We start from the raw sequence: 15,240 nt of genomic DNA, 5'->3' as shown, positions 1-15,240 counted from the left end.
GCGTGGGCGGCCACGACGACAAGACATATACTCGTCGTCGCGTATTTTCAGGTAATGGGATTGCCTGCGCTTTCGATGGCGGAGACGTCGGTCATTCCGATCACCGACGTGCTTGCGTGGGTCGTCGTCGCGGTGTTTCTCGCTGGCGTCCTCGCCGAATGGCAGGACCGCCGTGAAATCGCCCGTCGACTGACGGTCGGTGCGTGGGGACTCTTCGCGGTCTTTTGGCTGTTGTTGATTCACTACTTCGTCTTCGTCCACCGCAGTATCGTCCAGTCGGTGCTGGTCCTCGTCGCGGTTCCGGGCTGTCTGTACGTCGGCTGGCTGCTCTATCAGGGCCGAGACTCCCTGCTGGTGCTGTCCAGAGCGGTCGCCTTCATGGGACTCATCTACCTGCCCTTCGAGACGTCGGTGCTGGCGCGTGGGGTGTTGATCGAAGCGGTCGCCCGGCAGACGATGCTGGTCATCGATACGCTTGGTTACGGTGAGGGCGTGCGTCTCGTCCAGGACATCACCGGGGAGACGTCGCTTTTGAATACGTTCTATTTCCCGGCGACCGACCGGGCGTCGCGTATCGTCTTCGCGTGTACGGGCATCGGGAGCATGGCGATTTTCGGTGGCCTCATCGCGGCCGTCAAGGCGCCGATCCGCCGGAAAGCCATCGGGACAGTCGTAGCGGTCGCCATCATCTGGATACTCAATATCGGACGGAACGCCTTCATCGCCCTGGCGAACGGCTACCAGTGGTTCGACCAGGCGTGGCTGGAAGGCCCGATCATGTTCGCCTTCGGGTTGGAGGACCCGGCGCTGGTGTCGTTCTTCCTCGCTGACCGGGTGCTCTCCCAAGGGCTTGCGGTGTTCGCGCTCATCGGCATCGCGTGGCTGGTCGCCCGCTGGGTGCCCGAAATCCTCGATATCGCGGAGGATCTGCTCTTCCTGCTGACGGGCAACGAGGTGTCGCTCCGGGGTCCGGAAGCAGCACCCGACGGAGGTGACCGAGAGGCGTGAGCGAGGACTCACGGCTGCCGGAAGACCTCGAGGACATCTCACGGCGGCAGTTCCTCATGGGGGCGGGTGGCGCGCTCACCGCGGTCGGTGCGGCGAAAGCCGCCCACAACACGATTCTGGGCTACGGCGAACTCGGTATGGGGACGAACCTCAAGAAACAGGATCTCGCCGCCGCCGTTTCGGCAAATATGCGGACCGTCTACGGCGAGAATATCGGTTCGGCTCGCCTCCGTGTGATCGATGACGGTGTCGAACTGCGCGCCGATGACGAGCGGTACGTGCTGGATTTCGAATCGGCGACGCGAGGCGATGCCGAAGACCTCGATTCGAGGTACGGGCTCGGCGGTCGGCTGACCGAACTGTTCGTCGACACACGGGACTTCGAAGCCGGCAACTACACCTTCGGGTTCAGCCAACCGTCGGCGTTCTTCGAGCGGGTGACTGGCGCCGAAACTCGGCCTGATATGGTGGCTGCGGTTCGTCGGCGACGCGACCGGACGGTCGACCCCGATATCGTCGAGACGTTCACCGGGACGGACCCCGCTGAGACGCAGGCACTGGTCGAGGGGCTAATGGCGGGCTTTCGCGAGCACGGCCATTACGATGTGCCGCGATATATTGCGGGATCGATCGAGGATAACGTCATCTTCGGTGCGGCGGACCTCCGGGCTGCCTTCGAGGACCCCGTCGATTTCGAGTCGCTGCTGGAGGCCGATTCGACGGGGCTGTTCTGCTGGGAACTCGTCTATCGGTCGATGGAGGGGTTTCAGGCTATCGCGCCGTGGAACCAGACGATTCCCCTGGCAGCCGGCTACGTTCGGGACACTCGACACAAACACGCCTTTACCGCTCTCCTGACGGCGATTCGGGAAGACGGCGAGCTACGATTGCCGATGACGTTCGTCGATTACACCTACTCGACGCTGTACCATGACCTCAACATCACCGGCCTGCGCGGCGAGGGAATCAAGGCCTACGATGCGGACCATCGGGCGGACGCGGTCTACTGGTGACGGTTCGGTGCGGTCAGCACACGGGCCGACAAGGACTTTAGGCGGCCACTCCTTCGCTCGGATAGATGCTCCCGTTCGACGTGCTGGCGGTGACGGACCCGCTCGCGTGGGTCGTCGTGGCCCTGTTCGGCGGTGGCGCCCTCGCCGAGCGACGCTATCCGGACCTGTCACGCTACGTCGTCGGCGGGACGTGGGCGCTTTTCGCCGTTTTTTGGCTTCTCTTGGCGCCGCATTTCTTCTTCGTCTCCAACAGCATCATCGAGGCGCTGTTGGCGCTGGTCGGCGTCCCGGCCTGTCTCTATGCGGGCTACCTGCTTGCGAGCGGCCGTGACTCGTTGTTCGTCCTGAGTCGAGCAGTTGCGGTGATGGGGCTGGTCTATTTGCCGGCCGAGACGCTCCCGTTCATCCGGCAACTGCTCGTCGAACACGTCGCCAGTCAGACGGCCCTGCTGATGGACGCGCTCGGTTACGACCCGAACCTCGGCCCCATCGCCGAGCGCCGACCGGCCTACGCCGGTTTCGAGGCGGCCTTCTTTTTCGAGACGCCGGACCCGAACCACGCCGGCATCGTCTACAACATCGTGATGGCCTGTACCGCCCTCGGGAGCATGGCCATCTTCATCGGCTGTATCGCCGCGGTCAAGGCGCCGCTTCGCCGCAAGTTCCGGGCGCTTGCGGTCGCGATTCCGATCATCTACGTCCTCAACATCATCCGAACGACGTTCATCGGCCTCGCCTTCGGCCACCAGTGGTTCGACGGCTGGTACGGGCCGTATCTCCTCTCGCTGTTCGGCGAGACGGACCCCTATCTGGTCTCCCACATCGTCGCGGAGGGCATCATCAGCCAGACGCTATCGGTGGTTGCGCTGGTCGGAATTGCGTGGTTCGTCATCCGGGAACTCCCCGAACTGCTCGTCATTATCGACGACATCGCGTATATGGTGACCGGCGAGGACCGCGATACGGCGGCGGAACTCGGGCTGTTGCCCGACGCCGATGACGCGACGGCGGCCGCCGGCGCGGACGACGACTGATTTTCGGTCGAAGCCGCTGCGATTCAGACCGGGTCCGGGAGCGCCGTCTCGGGTGCGCCCGCGAGTTCCGATAGCGCGTCGTGTTCGAGCATGTGGAGGTCGCCGGGGATAACGAGCAGATGCAGCGGGCCGCCGAAGGATTCCTCGGCGAGGGCATCGAGGCTGTCGGCCGCGACGACGGGGTCCTGACTCCCCGCGCGGGCGACGACGACGCCGACGGCATCGAGTTCATCCGAAAGGAGGTTGGCGGCGTAATCCGCGGTCATGTACTCCTCGTGGTCGGGGTCCGGCCCCTTCGGCCCGGTTCCGACCTTGATATCGAGATAGACGAGCGTGTGCAGGCCCCGGTCGCGGTTATCGGCGATGGTATCGAGGACGCTTCCGGGGACGCCGTCGGCGCCGTGGGCGTAAGGGAAGGGGAGCGTCGTCGCCTTCCCGAAGCGGTAGTTCTGGAGGCCCGTCAGCGAGGCCGCCGCTGCTTCGGCGGTCGTCCCGTGGATAACACGCGTGTCGATGCCGCGGTCGTGGGCGCGCAGGCGCAGGTCCACGTGCGTGGTCGAAATCATCGTGTCGCCGGCGGTGAGGAAGACGACGTCGCTGTCTTCGGCAGCATCGAGGATGGGGTCCGGGTCCTGTTCGACGCCCGCGCGGTCCCGAACTTCGATATCGACGTCGTGGGCGGCTTCGACGTCATCGACGCTTGCACCGGCGAGTTTGCTGGTGTAGAACTCAGCGAAGACGCGGTCGGCGTCCCGGAGGGCATCGCGTCCCTCGATAGTGATGGAGCGTTCGTCGTAGAGGCCGAGGCCAACGAAAGTGAGCATACACGGTCTGGGTGCGGTGGCGGCAAAAGCGTCGCGCTCCCGACCGCGCCGCATCGTCAGCCTTACCGCCGCGCCGGGCGGAACACGGCCAATGACTGTTCCGTGCGTGCGCGTCCCCAGAGAACGCGGCGAGGCCGCCCGCAAACGCATCGCCGAACTGGACGCCCTCTCGGGAACCTACGAAATCGAGGTCGTCGACGGCGATATCTACATTCCTCTCGACGAGTCCGCGGACCTCGACGCACTCGTATCGGAGTTCGATGTCGTCGACCGCGACGTCGACCGCCGCGAGACGCAGACGCTGCCCGCGGATATCCTCGGATTCGAACCCTCCTACGAGCGACTGGGCGACATCGCCATCATCGACGAGGACGACGACGAGCGGGCACGGGGGATTGCCGAGGCCATCGCGGATTCCGATTTGCCGCTGGATACGGTCGTTAACCGTGCCTCGCCCATCGAGGGCGAACTCCGCATCCGCAACTGGGACCTGCTCGTCGGTGATAGCACCGAGACGGTCCACCGCGAGTACGGCTGTGAGTTCGAGGTCGACATCGCGGAGATGTACTTCTCGCCGCGACTCGCCACCGAACGCCGACGCGTCGTCAAACAGGTCGAGGACGGCGAGCAGTTCTTCGATATGTTCGCCGGTGTCGGCCCCTTCGTCATCCCGGCCGCAAAGCAGGGTGCCGAATGTGTCGGCACCGACCTCAACGAGGCCGCAATCGAGTACCTGCGCCGGAACGCCGAACGGAACAACGTCGCCGAGCGGGTGACGGCGATTCACGGCGACGTCCGGGAGATATCGGGCTACGACGACTGGGCGGACCGACTGGTCATGAACCTCCCCCACAGCGCCGACGAGTTCCTCGAAACGGCCGTCGAACTGGCGGGCGACGACTGCGTCCTCCACTACTACGACATCCAACACGAGTCGGACCCCTTCGGCCCCGGCGAGCGCGCGATTCGGGAGGCGGCCGCCCCCGACTACGAGGTGACCGTCCAGACGAAACACGAGGTGCGCTCGTACGCGCCCCACGAACTCAACGTCTGTCTCGACGTCCGATTCCGTCGATAGCGGGGGTTCGGGCCTCTCTTACGTAGTTAATAACCCCCGGCTATGCCCGTCGTTTGGACGCGTTTGTCACAACCCCTTTTGTTTGATAGTGGGTGGTGCCAGCCAAGACGGAGCCATATCGGCTGGCTCGAACCGAACCATGACCGACGAACACACTCACGAACTCCGCGCCCTCCTGCTCGCCGGCCTCGTGGCGCTGTCCGTTCTCGCGGGCGGCGTCGCCTTCGCCGGAACGGCGGTAGCGGAGCACCACGGCCTGACGGCGAGCGATGGGGGTGGGGGAAACGCCTCCACGCTCATCGCCGGTTTCGATGACCAGCTCCCCGACGGTGTCGAAAGCGACGACGACACCCTCCGGGTCGAAGCGACCAACGAATCGTTCCCGACCGAGTTCCAGGGCGAACTCCGAGTTCCCGACAGTGACATCGCGTTCGCGGACAACCAGGGTCCCGAGGACATCGAACTGGTCGTCATCGGAGAGTACGGCGACGAGCAACGCGCGAGCCGGACCGAGGGCATCGAAGTCACCCACGTCGGCCCCGACCGCGTCGCGTTCAACGTGACCAGCGACGCCGTCCTCTCCTCGCCGCCCGTCGCGGTCGAAATCCGGACCCTCCGGTTCGACCCCGGTAGCGACGACACCGGGTCCCTCCGATGGAGCGTCAACGGCGAGACCGCGACCCACGAACTACGCGTCGAACCGTTCGACCACGAACTGACCGCGACCGACGAGAACGGTGGATTCTCCGCCGCGGTCACCGCGGGCGCGGAAAACCAGACGATGTTCGGCGCGCCCACGGGCACGCCCAGCGAGCCAGCCCGGAACCTCGTGCTCCGCGGCGACGAAGGCGACCTGCCCTCCCAGTTCGAAGTGACCCTCTCGCTCGACGGGGAGCCTATCGACTTCCACGACCGGAACGTCGGCGATATCACCGTCAGTTCCCCCAGCGGCGAGGCGTACATCCCGAGCGACGGCGTCTCGGCGACCGAAATCCGCGTCAAGGTGGCGCGCTTCGACGGCTCCAGCAACGACACTGCCATCCTCGAACTTGACGGGGTGACCTTCGACGTTCCCGCGGACGCGAATGCGAGCGAGGTTACATGGGAAATCAACGGCCACACCACTACCTACGGACTGCTGCCGGACCGCGTCGACGCCCGATTTGCCGACGACTATGCAGTCCCTCGCGGGCTCGACGGTGCTCCCGAGAACGGGACGACCGTCGAGATTTCCAGCCGGGACTCCTTCACGACGGGGATTCACGACGCCGACCAGAACCTCACCGTCGCGATTCCGACCCAGCACCGCGATTCCCTCTCCTTCGATACGTCCGCCCAGACCACGGCAACTATCGAATCCGACGGTGACCTGTCGGCCACCGAGGTGCCCGTGACCATCGAGGCCAACCACCTTCTCGTGTCGGTCGATAGGGACATCAACGACAGCGAGGTGGTAACCCTCTCGAACGTCCGGTTCAACACGTCGGGCTTCGAGGGGCCGACCGACGCGGACGCGGCCGACTTCGAGAGCGGTCTCGATGTCGTCACGACGCCGGTCGACAACGGACCCTTCGACCCGGTACAGGTGACGACCAGCAACGGATTGGCAGTCGGAACCCCGAACATCACCGTCGAGGGTGACGCGACTCAACTGGACTCCGGCGTGAACAGCACGACCGGTAGCAACGGGCTCGCCGTCCGTATCAACGACACGACAGGCCACCAAATCGCACCCGGAAGCGACGTCGTGGTCGGTCTCGAGGGTGACGGCGGCATCGCCTTCGACACCAAACAGTCGCTGACCGTCAGCGGTGCGCTGTCGGACGCCTCCGAGGTGTCGGTCTCCGAGAACGCCATCGTGGTTTCGGTCGACGAGAACGCCTCGGCGACCGCTGCCGGTGACAGTATCCACATCGAGAGCGCCGATGGAGACGGTATCCGGTTCGATACCACCAGCGCCACCGACGGCGACGCGGCAGCGTTCAGCGTCGAAACGAACGCGGGCGATGCGCCCGTCATCCAGTCGACGGAGACGGTGGCGGCAGTCGGGGAAATCCCCGGTGGCAACGACGGTAACGGAAGCGAAGACGGTAGTGAGGATGGCAGCGGTGATGGAAGCGGCGACGGCAGTGACGATGAGAGTGGTGGCGGAAGCGAAGACGGTAGTGAGGATGGCAGTGAAGACGGAAGCGGCGACGGAAGTGGCAATGAAGGCGGTGCCGGTAACGGCGGTAGTGGTGGCAGCGGCGGCGCCGGTACTGGTGGTGGCGGCGGTGGGTCTGGTGCTGGCAGTAGTGATGATGCCAGCACTGGAAACAACACCGAGACTGACGACGGCACGTCACAGAACGAGACGTCGACGGACCCGGCCAATGGGTCCGAGGTCGAACCGCCCGCGGGCGCCGTCGCGTTCGACGCCCAGCAGATAGCCGATACTGCGCCCGGACAGGAGGGCGTCGAAGTCGACTTCGAGAACGTCAGCGTCGACAGCATCACGTTCGTCGCGGGCGCTGGCGGACAGGCGACCATCGCGCAGATGGACGAACTCCCCGATGGCGTCCCGGCGACGCCCGGTGAACTGCTCATGGCGATGGAGATCTCCGTCCCGGAGAACATCTCCGACGAGCAGGCGACCATCCAATTCACGCTGGACGAGTCCCAACTCGAAGCGGCCGGCGGCAGCCCCGAATCCATCCGCCTCGGCCACTACACCGACGGCGGCTGGGACGTCCACCAGCCCGAACTCGTCAGTAGTGAGGGCGGCGAATACGTCTACGAATCCGAGGTACCCGGCTTCTCGCTGTATGCGGTCTACGCGCAGGATTCGACCGAACAGACCGAAACCGAGACGGCGACTGCTACAGAGGACGAACCGGTCGGCGAACGTGCCGGTCTAATCGACTCGCCGATTACGGCCGCGCTCGGCTTCGTCGGTCTCCTCGCGCTCGTGCTTACCATCGCTGGTGCCCGGATGTACCAGCAGAACGACAGCCTTTGAGGGCGGCTGCCTTCGGACGGCGGTCGGCTTTCCTCCCCGCGATTTCGCCACGCGGCGACCGGAGTTCGCAACCCTTATGACGATTATCCCCCCACGTTGGAATGTAGTGCCGGAGTAGCTCAGCTGGCAGAGCGAATCCTTCGTAAGGATTAGGTCGAGGGTTCAAATCCCTCCTCCGGCTCTTCTGTTGAACACGGTGAGACGAGGAGGCAGGGAGGATTTGAATCAGGTCGGTGCTCCGCTCCGACCGTGGTCCAAATCCCTCCTCCGGCTTTCCTTCGCTCCTGTCTTCGCCATCTGTTGTACTTCTTTGTCGCTTGATGGTAACAACTGGTAGAAACTGGCTTACGGTGTCACAGCGGTTATCCGTCCACAATCGAAGATGCGCCTACAGTAAAGACCATGACACGGCTTCATCTTCGGTTATCGGTTTTCGTCGCCCTCGTCTTCGCGGCGGCGTTGGTGGCGGGGTTCGCATCGGTGGGGGCTGCATCCCACGGGTCGCCGGCGAACTTCACGGTGTATCCACAGGAAAACGCTGACAGGAGTCCGAGCGCGACGCAAGCGACGTACGTGATGAGTTCGGCGGGCGCCGACGCCTTCGAGGCCGACCGGGGGCTCGAAATCGTCGACTACTACTGGCTCGAAAGCGAGCAGGCGGACTTCAGCGCGTGTGCCCCCGACGACGCCCGCGTGTTCGGCATCGACCGCGGGAACAACAACACGGGCACACAGGTCGACGAGAGCCTGTTGCAGCACATGAAGACCTACAACGTCAACGAGCGGCGTATCACCCTCGACCTCTACGGCCCCGACGACTTCGGCGGCGATACCATCAACCTCTATGCGCCCGACGCGACGGTCGCCGTGCTGGGCGATTGTGTCGAGAACACGGGCGAGGCCGGCTGGTATCAGTTCTCCGGCTTCGTGAACGGGACGACCTACGCGGGCAACTACGAGGAAGTCCACCTCACCTCCCACTACTTCTGGGTCGGCGACTTCGAAAACGAAGAGGAAGCCCGCGCGGAACTCGGCCCGCCGCCGTCCGCGGAGGGCGACAGTTCTACGTCGGAATCGACGCCGACCCCAACGCCGACGGCCACGGCGACGGAGACGCGCGAGTCCACGCCGACGGCGACACCGACGACAACCGCGACATCGACGCCCACGGTGACAGCGACGTCTGCTGCCGGTGGGAACGACGGCAGCGGTGGGTCGTCGGAGACGGAGACGACTGAAGCCCCCGGTGGCGATAGTAACGAGCAGAACGGCGGCGGTAATACCGGCCAATCCGTCGCAGACATGACGCCGACGCCCGGCGAGGGCCCCGGATTCGGTGGTATCGCGGCGCTGGTCGGCCTGCTGACTGCCGGGCTGTTGGTCGCTCGTCGCGAATAGCCGGTCCGCTTTTCTAGTTGCTGGCGTGTCGTTCGTCGGTTTCGGCGCCGGTGTTCCGGAGCAGCGCCGACAGCATCTTCGATTCGGCCTTCCGGAGGTGCTCGTCGACGGTCGATGGCGCACAGTCGAGTCGGTCGGCGAGTTCGCCCTGATTGACCTGTCGTGGGATGTCGTAATAGCCCATCTCGACGGCGGTTTCGAACACCTCACGTTGCCGTTCGGTCAGCATCGACAGCATGTCGCGGGTGCCCGGCGAGTACTGGCCGACCTGTTGGATGGAGATGTTGATGTGGTCGGGAACGGCTTTCAGCGCCTCACGGAGCATGTCGTGGGTGCCGACGATGGTCACGAGCACGCCCCCGCGGTCGGTGAACTCGATGGGCGTGTCGATGATGAGCGCGAACTCGTAACACAGCGCCATCAGGGTGCCCGCGGGTTCGCCCGGGTGGACGTGGAGATACAGATGGAAGGTGTCCTCGGCTTCGACGTCGAGGATGTCGTAACTGATGACGTCCTCGTGGTCCTCGATGACGCCGACGACGGCGTCCTTGTCGCCGACGAGTCGGTAGAGCAGCACGCCCGTCCCGTCCCCGAACGCGTCGATGTGCAACAGCGAATCCCGTTCGAGCCCCTCGATAGTGGCCAACTGGGCGTCGACGGGGTGAATCCCGTTGTGTTCCGGGGTCAAGACGAGGTCGAAATATCGCATGGGGCGTTTCTATCCGGTCTACTGGGCCCAATATGGTAATCGTTTGGGGTGCCACGGTATTTTCGCATCCGGCGTGAACCGGGAAACAGTTTATACGCCCCCGGAGAGTGGGGCCTGTATGCGAAAAGTCGCCATCGACGACGTCGATATCGAACGAAGCCCCCTCGGCGTCCACAGCGTCCGCCGACCGGTTTCGGACGCGCTGGGCACCGAACATTTTGCGATGAACTATTTCGAACTCGAGCCGGGCGAATCCTTCTCCGGCGGACTTCACACCCACCACGACCAGGAGGAACTCTTCTACGTCCAGTCGGGGGAAGCGACCTTCGACGTGGCCGACGAACCGAGCAGCGACGCCACCGAACAGGTCACCGTCGGCGCTGGCGAAGTCATCCGCTTCCCGCCGGGCCAGTATCAGGAGGGCTTCAACGACGAGGACAACGACGACCCCGTCGTCGGCTTTGCCTTCGGCGCGCCCGACTCGAAACACGACTGGGAGGACATCGAATCGGTCCTCCACTGCAGCGAGTGCGGCGAGGAGACGGGCCACGGGATGTCGCTGACCGAGGAAGGTTCCTTCGAGTTCACCTGTCTGGAGTGTGGTAACGAACTGACGTTCTGAGACCGACGTATTCCGCATCCATCGCCGTATTTTTCAGCATATAGGGGAAAGATACTTGTCACTTGGTGTTTGCTGTGTAACACATGCCACACTGTCGCAACTGCGATGGCTTCGTCACCGAAAATTACGTACGTGTGTTTGCTCCGCAGGATATGTCGACGGTCCGTGTGTGTCCGAACTGTGAGGATAAACTCAGGGACGGGGCCGAGGTACGGGAAGCCCGGTCGACTCGGCAGAACTAGTCGCCCGCGGCAATCGCGGCGGTATCGTCAGCGAGGTACTCTTCTCCCCGAGACGTGACAGCGTAGATCTCCTCTCCAGTCACCGGCTCCACGAGCCCGTGTTCGACGAGCGTCTCGACCCGCGTTTCGACGTACCCGAGGTGCATCCCCAGGCGATTCGCGATGAGGGGTACGTAGTCGGGCGGGTTCTCATCGAGGTATTGCAGGATGCGCTCGTCGGCTGGATGGGTCCATTCCGGGCTGGTGGCCATTCGAACTCCCTCCGACCTTGTGTGTGCACTGGTACCACATAACATTATTGGTGCTCCGGAAGGTATTGCTACGCCGTTCTCTCACGACGGGGACCTCACTGCTGTGTCCGCGACGAGCGGGATTTCGGCGGGTCGCGAACCGACGTCATCAGGTCCCGTTCGTCGACCATCCGCGCGTGTTCCGGCGGGTCGGTCCCGGGAAGCGCGACGAGCGGGTCGGCAACCCGCGCCACCGTCGCGTTCGCGCCGTCGACGGGCGCCGCGAGGACGGTCACGTCGGCCGCGCTCACGAGGTCTCTCGTGGCATCCGTCCGGTCCTTCGGAACCGATTCGAACGGCGGCGCCGTAACCACGTCGCTTGCCACGCTTCGTGCGGTCGCCACGGCAGCGTCTCCCTCCGGGAGGATGCCGACGGTCACGTCGATGCCGCTATCGACGAGGCGGCCGACGACGCGGGCGGTCCGTTCCCCGCCGCCGATGACGTGGACCCGGCGGTCACCGGGTGGGGCGTCCGACAGCGGCGTCACCGACCGCGTCCCGGTCACCGGGTTCGTCGCCACCGCCGTCCGGACGCCGAAGGCGGTTTCGAGGCGTTCGGCGCTGAGAACCTCCTCCGGCGGCCCGACGGCGACGATTTCCCCGTCGGCTAAAAGGGCCATCGCGTCACAGAACCGCGCTGCTAACTCCAGGTCGTGGATGGCTGCGACGACTGTCTTCCCTTCGTCGACCAACTCACGGGCCAGCGAGAGCGTTCGGACCTGATGGTTGATGTCGAGGCTAGCGGTCGGTTCGTCAAGCAGGAGGACGGGCGTCTCCTGGGCTAGCGCCCGCGCAAGCAGGACGCGCTGCCGTTCGCCGCCGCTCAGGTCGTCGACCGACCGGTCGGCAAATCGGGTCGTATCGGTTCGCTCTAGGGCTGCCTCGACGGCCTCGCGGTCGGCGGTATCGGCCGGCGTAAAGCGGGAGCGATGCGGCGTCCGGCCCATCGACACCACGTCCTCGACGTCGAACTCGAAGGCGACCGAGGTTTCCTGTGGCACCGTCGCGACCCGTCGACCGACCTCCTTGGTCGACAGGTTCGTTACGTCCTCGCCGTCGACGGTGACGCGGCCGCGGTCCGGCGTGAGCAGGCCGTTTATCGTCCGCAGCAGCGTCGTCTTGCCGGCGCCGTTCGGGCCGACCAGCGCGAGGAACTGCCCCTCGGGGACCTCCAGCGAGACGCCGTCGAGGACCGTGGTCGCCCCGAAGGAGATGCCGACACCGTCGAGGGAAATCACAGCGAATGCACCTCCCGCTGTCGGAGGAGATACAGGAAGAAGGGCGCACCCAGCGCCGCCGTGACGATGCCGACCGGCATCTCGCCGGGGCCCATGCGGGCGATGGTGTCGGTCACGACGAGGAAGACCGCGCCTGCCAGCGCGCTCGTCGGAATGAGGATGCGGTGGTCGGGGCCGACCAGCAGCCGCATCATGTGGGGAACGATGAGGCCGACGAAGCCGATGACGCCGGAGACGGCGACGGCGGCGGCGGTGACCGTCGTCGACCCCGCAAGCAGAATCCGCTTGGTCCGTTCGACGTTGATGCCGAGCGTGTGGGCGTCCTCCTCGCCGAGCAGGAGGACGTTCAGGTCCCGCGCGTAGGCCAGCAAAACGAGAAACAGGACGGCGACGACGGGTGCGGCGATGCGGACCCGCCCCCACGTGCTGTGCTGGAGGTGGCCCATCAGCCAGTAGACCGCGGTTTCGAGGCTGTCGCCGGCATACAGGAGCATATACGAGATGACCGCGCCGAGAAACGTCTGGACGGCGACACCGGCCAAAAGGAGCGTTGCGACCGGCGTGCGGCCGTCCTCGCTGGCGATGAGGTAGACGCCGAAGGCGGCGACGAGCGCGCTCACGAATGCGAAGGCGGGCAGGCCGTAGGACACCGAGACGGGCAGGACGATGAAGGCGACGGCGCCGACGGCAGCGCCCGTCGAGACGCCGATAATCGAGGGGTCGGCCATCGGGTTTCGGAAGAACCCCTGCATGACCGTCCCCGCGAGCGCGAGGGCGAACCCCACGATGGCGCCCAGCACGATGCGCGGCAGTCGAAGCCCACGGACGATGTATTCGGTCGTCTCCGGGAGGTCGAAGGCGAACGGACGGACCCACGCGATGCCGTCGAGGGTCGGGACCGGGACGGCGAGGCCGTTGAGCGCGGCGAGAAGCGCCGCCTGTGGGCCGATATCCGCGGACCCGATGGTGGCGCTGGTGACGACGACACAGCCCAGAAGCGCCGTCAGGCCGGCAGACCACGCGAGCGTCCGGCGGAGAACCATGTACAAACGTAGTTGCTTTAGCCAAATACTTATTGCGTTCGTTTGTTGCCTCCAACGATGACAGCAACGTACCGCGCGCTGGCGTTGTCAGCGCTCCTCGTCGTTTCCCTCGTCGGCTTCGCCGCCGCGCCCGCGGCCGCGAGCCATGGCGGTGACACCGCGGACTGTGAATTCCCACTGACCGTCACCGACGATACGGGAACCGGCGTCACGCTCGATGAACCGGCCGAAACCGTGGTCGCACTCGATGCGGCCTCCGCACAGACCTTCTGGGAGGTCAACGCCTCCGACCGCGTCGTCGGGATGCCGGTCCGTTCCTACACCGAGTATCTCAACGGCAGTCGGAACCGAACCGCCGTGCTGAACGACGACGGAAGCGTCAACGTCGAGACGGTCGTCGAACTCGACGCCGACCTCGTCGTCGCGCCGAACTACGTCCAGAACGCGACCATCCAGCAACTCCGGGATGCGAACCAGACGGTCTACCGCGCGCCGTTCGAATCCTCGTTCGAGGCCATCTACGCCAAGACCGAACTCTACGGCCACTTCGTCGGCAACTGCGAAGCGGGCGCTCGGACCGCTGACGAGACCCGCAATGAGGTCGAATCCATCCGCGAGGCCGTCTCGGGCGAGGACAGCCCCCGCGTTCTCTACTACTTCTACGGCACCGTCGCCGGGGAGGGGACGTTCATCGGAGACATGGTCGAGACCGCAGGCGGAACCAACCTTGCCGCCGAGGCGGGCATCACCAGTTTCCAGCAGATATCCGACGAGACCATCGTCGAGCAGAACCCCGATTGGATCGTCTCGACGGACGACACTGGTGCCATCAACACGAGCAGAGAGCCCTTCCAGACCACGACCGCGGTCCAGAACGACCAGGTGCTCCGGGTCGACGCCGACCTCGTCAGTCAGGCCGCTCCACGCGTCGTCGAACCGCTCCGCGTGATGGCCGAGGCGTTCCACCCCGAGGCCTTCGCCGAGGGGACCGAGACCGAAACGGCGACTGGGTCCGAAACCGCCACCGCAACGGAAACCGACTCCGAGGGTGACGGCGCCGGCTTCGGCGTCGCCGTCGCTATTGGCGCACTGCTCGGTGCGTCCTTCCTCGCCCGCCGTCGATAGCTCGCCCGCCAACCACCAACACACCGTTTCGCCCGCCAACCGCCCTCTTTTTACGACGCCGACGCTCACCCTCGGGTATGGTCGAGAACGTCATCTGGCCCGCCTATCTCGACGCGAACTGCTCCCGAAACGAGGGGCGACGCGTCTCTGAGGACCTCGCCGTCCCCGAACCCACCGTCGACGAAATCGCCAGCGCCGTCCAGCAGGTCGGCTACGACGCGGTCATCGAACGCGACAAGACCTACCCCAAGGAGTACGAACCCCGCGGCCGCGTCGTCGTCAAGGGCGCGGAGGACGCGAGCAAATCCGACCTCCTCGGAGCCGTCGCCGCCTACGTCTCCGCCCTCCGGGAATGAAACGCATCGGCGAAGTCGTCCGAACCGCACAGGGACTGGCCGTCGTCTGGTGTTCGGACGACGACCATCCCGGCCTCGGCGCGCCCGTCGTCGACCAGAACCTCGACGATATCGGCCGCGTCGTCGACGTATTCGGCCCCGTCGAGCGTCCGTACGTCGCCGTCTCGCCGCGGGACTCGGTGTCGCTACCCAACCTCCTCGGCAAGAAACTCTACGTCAGGTAGCACCGTTTCGTCCTCTGTTCTCGCGGTTCGTGACGCCT

Annotated in this window: 16 protein-coding genes and 1 tRNA gene; 12 read left to right on the top strand and 5 right to left on the bottom strand. The window is 65.1% G+C overall.

Annotated features, from left to right (window positions below):
• Window positions 1–54 precede the first annotated feature (54 nt).
• The 3 genes from artA (HWV23_RS04220) to artA (HWV23_RS04210) all read left to right on the top strand — a co-directional run bounded on the left by artA (HWV23_RS04220) (window position 55) and on the right by artA (HWV23_RS04210) (window position 3,055).
• Window positions 55–1,008, top strand: a complete 954-nt coding sequence (gene artA / locus HWV23_RS04220) for an archaeosortase A (RefSeq protein WP_246282727.1) — start codon at window positions 55–57, stop codon at window positions 1,006–1,008.
• Window positions 1,005–2,021 carry a hypothetical protein gene (locus HWV23_RS04215; protein WP_178289177.1) on the top strand — a complete coding sequence of 339 codons (1,017 nt, stop codon included), beginning with the start codon at window positions 1,005–1,007 and terminating at the stop codon, window positions 2,019–2,021. Before artA (HWV23_RS04220) ends, HWV23_RS04215 begins: the two co-directional genes overlap by 4 nt.
• Window positions 2,022–2,086: 65 nt before the next feature.
• Window positions 2,087–3,055, top strand: a complete 969-nt coding sequence (gene artA / locus HWV23_RS04210; RefSeq protein WP_178289176.1) for an archaeosortase A — start codon at window positions 2,087–2,089, stop codon at window positions 3,053–3,055.
• A 23-nt stretch (window positions 3,056–3,078) separates the two neighbouring features.
• Here artA (HWV23_RS04210) and dph5 read toward each other — a convergent pair whose 3' ends face one another.
• Window positions 3,079–3,879, bottom strand: coding sequence for a diphthine synthase (dph5, locus tag HWV23_RS04205; RefSeq protein WP_178289175.1), 801 nt, complete (start codon window positions 3,877–3,879; stop codon window positions 3,079–3,081).
• Window positions 3,880–3,970: 91 nt separating this feature from the next.
• Between dph5 and HWV23_RS04200 the strand changes: the two genes are divergently transcribed.
• From HWV23_RS04200 to HWV23_RS04185, 4 genes are all read left to right on the top strand, one after another.
• Window positions 3,971–4,957: a class I SAM-dependent methyltransferase gene (locus HWV23_RS04200; protein ID WP_178289174.1), complete on the top strand. Its 987-nt coding sequence runs from the start codon at window positions 3,971–3,973 to the stop codon at window positions 4,955–4,957.
• A 139-nt stretch (window positions 4,958–5,096) separates the two neighbouring features.
• Window positions 5,097–7,955, top strand: a complete 2,859-nt coding sequence (locus HWV23_RS04195; protein ID WP_178289173.1) for a PGF-pre-PGF domain-containing protein — start codon at window positions 5,097–5,099, stop codon at window positions 7,953–7,955.
• Window positions 7,956–8,063: 108 nt separating this feature from the next.
• Window positions 8,064–8,136: transfer RNA gene (locus HWV23_RS04190), tRNA-Thr, on the top strand.
• Window positions 8,137–8,357: 221 nt separating this feature from the next.
• Window positions 8,358–9,353 carry a PGF-CTERM sorting domain-containing protein gene (locus HWV23_RS04185; RefSeq protein WP_178289172.1) on the top strand — a complete coding sequence of 332 codons (996 nt, stop codon included), beginning with the start codon at window positions 8,358–8,360 and terminating at the stop codon, window positions 9,351–9,353.
• Between the two features lie 13 nt (window positions 9,354–9,366).
• On the opposite strand, the gene HWV23_RS04180 is transcribed toward HWV23_RS04185, so the two are convergent.
• The gene (locus HWV23_RS04180) at window positions 9,367–10,062 is read right to left on the bottom strand and encodes a helix-turn-helix domain-containing protein (RefSeq protein ID WP_178289171.1); all 696 of its coding nucleotides are present in this window, start codon (window positions 10,060–10,062) and stop codon (window positions 9,367–9,369) included.
• 118 nt (window positions 10,063–10,180) lie between these two features.
• Between HWV23_RS04180 and HWV23_RS04175 the strand changes: the two genes are divergently transcribed.
• Both HWV23_RS04175 and HWV23_RS17245 read left to right on the top strand, forming a co-directional pair.
• Window positions 10,181–10,684, top strand: coding sequence for a cupin domain-containing protein (locus HWV23_RS04175; protein WP_178289170.1), 504 nt, complete (start codon window positions 10,181–10,183; stop codon window positions 10,682–10,684).
• 83 nt (window positions 10,685–10,767) lie between these two features.
• Window positions 10,768–10,926: a DUF7563 family protein gene (locus HWV23_RS17245; RefSeq protein ID WP_425487434.1), complete on the top strand. Its 159-nt coding sequence runs from the start codon at window positions 10,768–10,770 to the stop codon at window positions 10,924–10,926.
• Here HWV23_RS17245 and HWV23_RS04170 read toward each other — a convergent pair.
• From HWV23_RS04170 to btuC, 3 genes are all read right to left on the bottom strand, one after another.
• Window positions 10,923–11,177 (bottom strand): MarR family transcriptional regulator, encoded by a 255-nt coding sequence (locus tag HWV23_RS04170; protein WP_178289169.1) that lies wholly within the window; start codon window positions 11,175–11,177, stop codon window positions 10,923–10,925. The two genes, HWV23_RS17245 and HWV23_RS04170, sit on opposite strands and share 4 nt — an antisense overlap.
• A 95-nt stretch (window positions 11,178–11,272) precedes the next feature.
• Window positions 11,273–12,454 (bottom strand): heme ABC transporter ATP-binding protein, encoded by a 1,182-nt coding sequence (locus HWV23_RS04165; protein ID WP_178289168.1) that lies wholly within the window; start codon window positions 12,452–12,454, stop codon window positions 11,273–11,275.
• A complete protein-coding gene (btuC, locus tag HWV23_RS04160; RefSeq protein ID WP_178289167.1) occupies window positions 12,451–13,497 on the bottom strand; it encodes a vitamin B12 ABC transporter permease BtuC in 1,047 nt (348 codons plus the stop codon). The genes HWV23_RS04165 and btuC overlap by 4 nt, the downstream gene beginning before the upstream one ends.
• Window positions 13,498–13,554: 57 nt before the next feature.
• Between btuC and HWV23_RS04155 the strand changes: the two genes are divergently transcribed.
• The 3 genes from HWV23_RS04155 (at window position 13,555) to HWV23_RS04145 (ending at window position 15,202) form a co-directional block, all read left to right on the top strand.
• Complete coding sequence (locus HWV23_RS04155; protein ID WP_178289166.1) at window positions 13,555–14,622, top strand: PGF-CTERM-anchored ABC transporter substrate-binding protein; 1,068 nt, start codon at window positions 13,555–13,557, stop codon at window positions 14,620–14,622.
• 77 nt (window positions 14,623–14,699) lie between these two features.
• A complete protein-coding gene (gene srp19, locus HWV23_RS04150) occupies window positions 14,700–14,978 on the top strand; it encodes a signal recognition particle subunit SRP19 (RefSeq protein ID WP_178289165.1) in 279 nt (92 codons plus the stop codon).
• On the top strand, window positions 14,975–15,202 hold the full coding sequence (locus HWV23_RS04145; protein ID WP_178289164.1) for an H/ACA ribonucleoprotein complex subunit GAR1: 228 nt from the start codon (window positions 14,975–14,977) through the stop codon (window positions 15,200–15,202). The genes srp19 and HWV23_RS04145 overlap by 4 nt, the downstream gene beginning before the upstream one ends.
• Window positions 15,203–15,240: the final 38 nt, after the last annotated feature.

Origin of the sequence: Natronomonas halophila (assembly GCF_013391085.1) — an archaeon.
Taxonomy (GTDB): domain Archaea; phylum Halobacteriota; class Halobacteria; order Halobacteriales; family Haloarculaceae; genus Natronomonas; species Natronomonas halophila.
The sequence above is the reverse complement of the archived record's forward strand: the minus strand, read 5'-3'. Positions and strand labels throughout refer to the sequence as shown.

Excerpts from the sequence above, each read along its gene's own strand:
- artA (WP_246282727.1), top strand. The coding sequence starts at position 55 with ATGGGATTGCCTGCGCTTTCGATGGCGGAGACGTCGGTCATTCCGATC.
- artA (WP_178289176.1), top strand. The coding sequence starts at position 2,087 with ATGCTCCCGTTCGACGTGCTGGCGGTGACGGACCCGCTCGCGTGGGTC.
- dph5 (WP_178289175.1), bottom strand. The coding sequence starts at position 3,879 with ATGCTCACTTTCGTTGGCCTCGGCCTCTACGACGAACGCTCCATCACT.
- HWV23_RS04200 (WP_178289174.1), top strand. The coding sequence starts at position 3,971 with ATGACTGTTCCGTGCGTGCGCGTCCCCAGAGAACGCGGCGAGGCCGCC.
- HWV23_RS04195 (WP_178289173.1), top strand. The coding sequence starts at position 5,097 with ATGACCGACGAACACACTCACGAACTCCGCGCCCTCCTGCTCGCCGGC.
- HWV23_RS04185 (WP_178289172.1), top strand. The coding sequence starts at position 8,358 with ATGACACGGCTTCATCTTCGGTTATCGGTTTTCGTCGCCCTCGTCTTC.
- HWV23_RS04180 (WP_178289171.1), bottom strand. The coding sequence starts at position 10,062 with ATGCGATATTTCGACCTCGTCTTGACCCCGGAACACAACGGGATTCAC.
- HWV23_RS04175 (WP_178289170.1), top strand. The coding sequence starts at position 10,181 with ATGCGAAAAGTCGCCATCGACGACGTCGATATCGAACGAAGCCCCCTC.
- HWV23_RS17245 (WP_425487434.1), top strand. The coding sequence starts at position 10,768 with ATGCCACACTGTCGCAACTGCGATGGCTTCGTCACCGAAAATTACGTA.
- HWV23_RS04170 (WP_178289169.1), bottom strand. The coding sequence starts at position 11,177 with ATGGCCACCAGCCCGGAATGGACCCATCCAGCCGACGAGCGCATCCTG.
- btuC (WP_178289167.1), bottom strand. The coding sequence starts at position 13,497 with ATGGTTCTCCGCCGGACGCTCGCGTGGTCTGCCGGCCTGACGGCGCTT.
- HWV23_RS04155 (WP_178289166.1), top strand. The coding sequence starts at position 13,555 with ATGACAGCAACGTACCGCGCGCTGGCGTTGTCAGCGCTCCTCGTCGTT.
- srp19 (WP_178289165.1), top strand. The coding sequence starts at position 14,700 with ATGGTCGAGAACGTCATCTGGCCCGCCTATCTCGACGCGAACTGCTCC.
- HWV23_RS04145 (WP_178289164.1), top strand. The coding sequence starts at position 14,975 with ATGAAACGCATCGGCGAAGTCGTCCGAACCGCACAGGGACTGGCCGTC.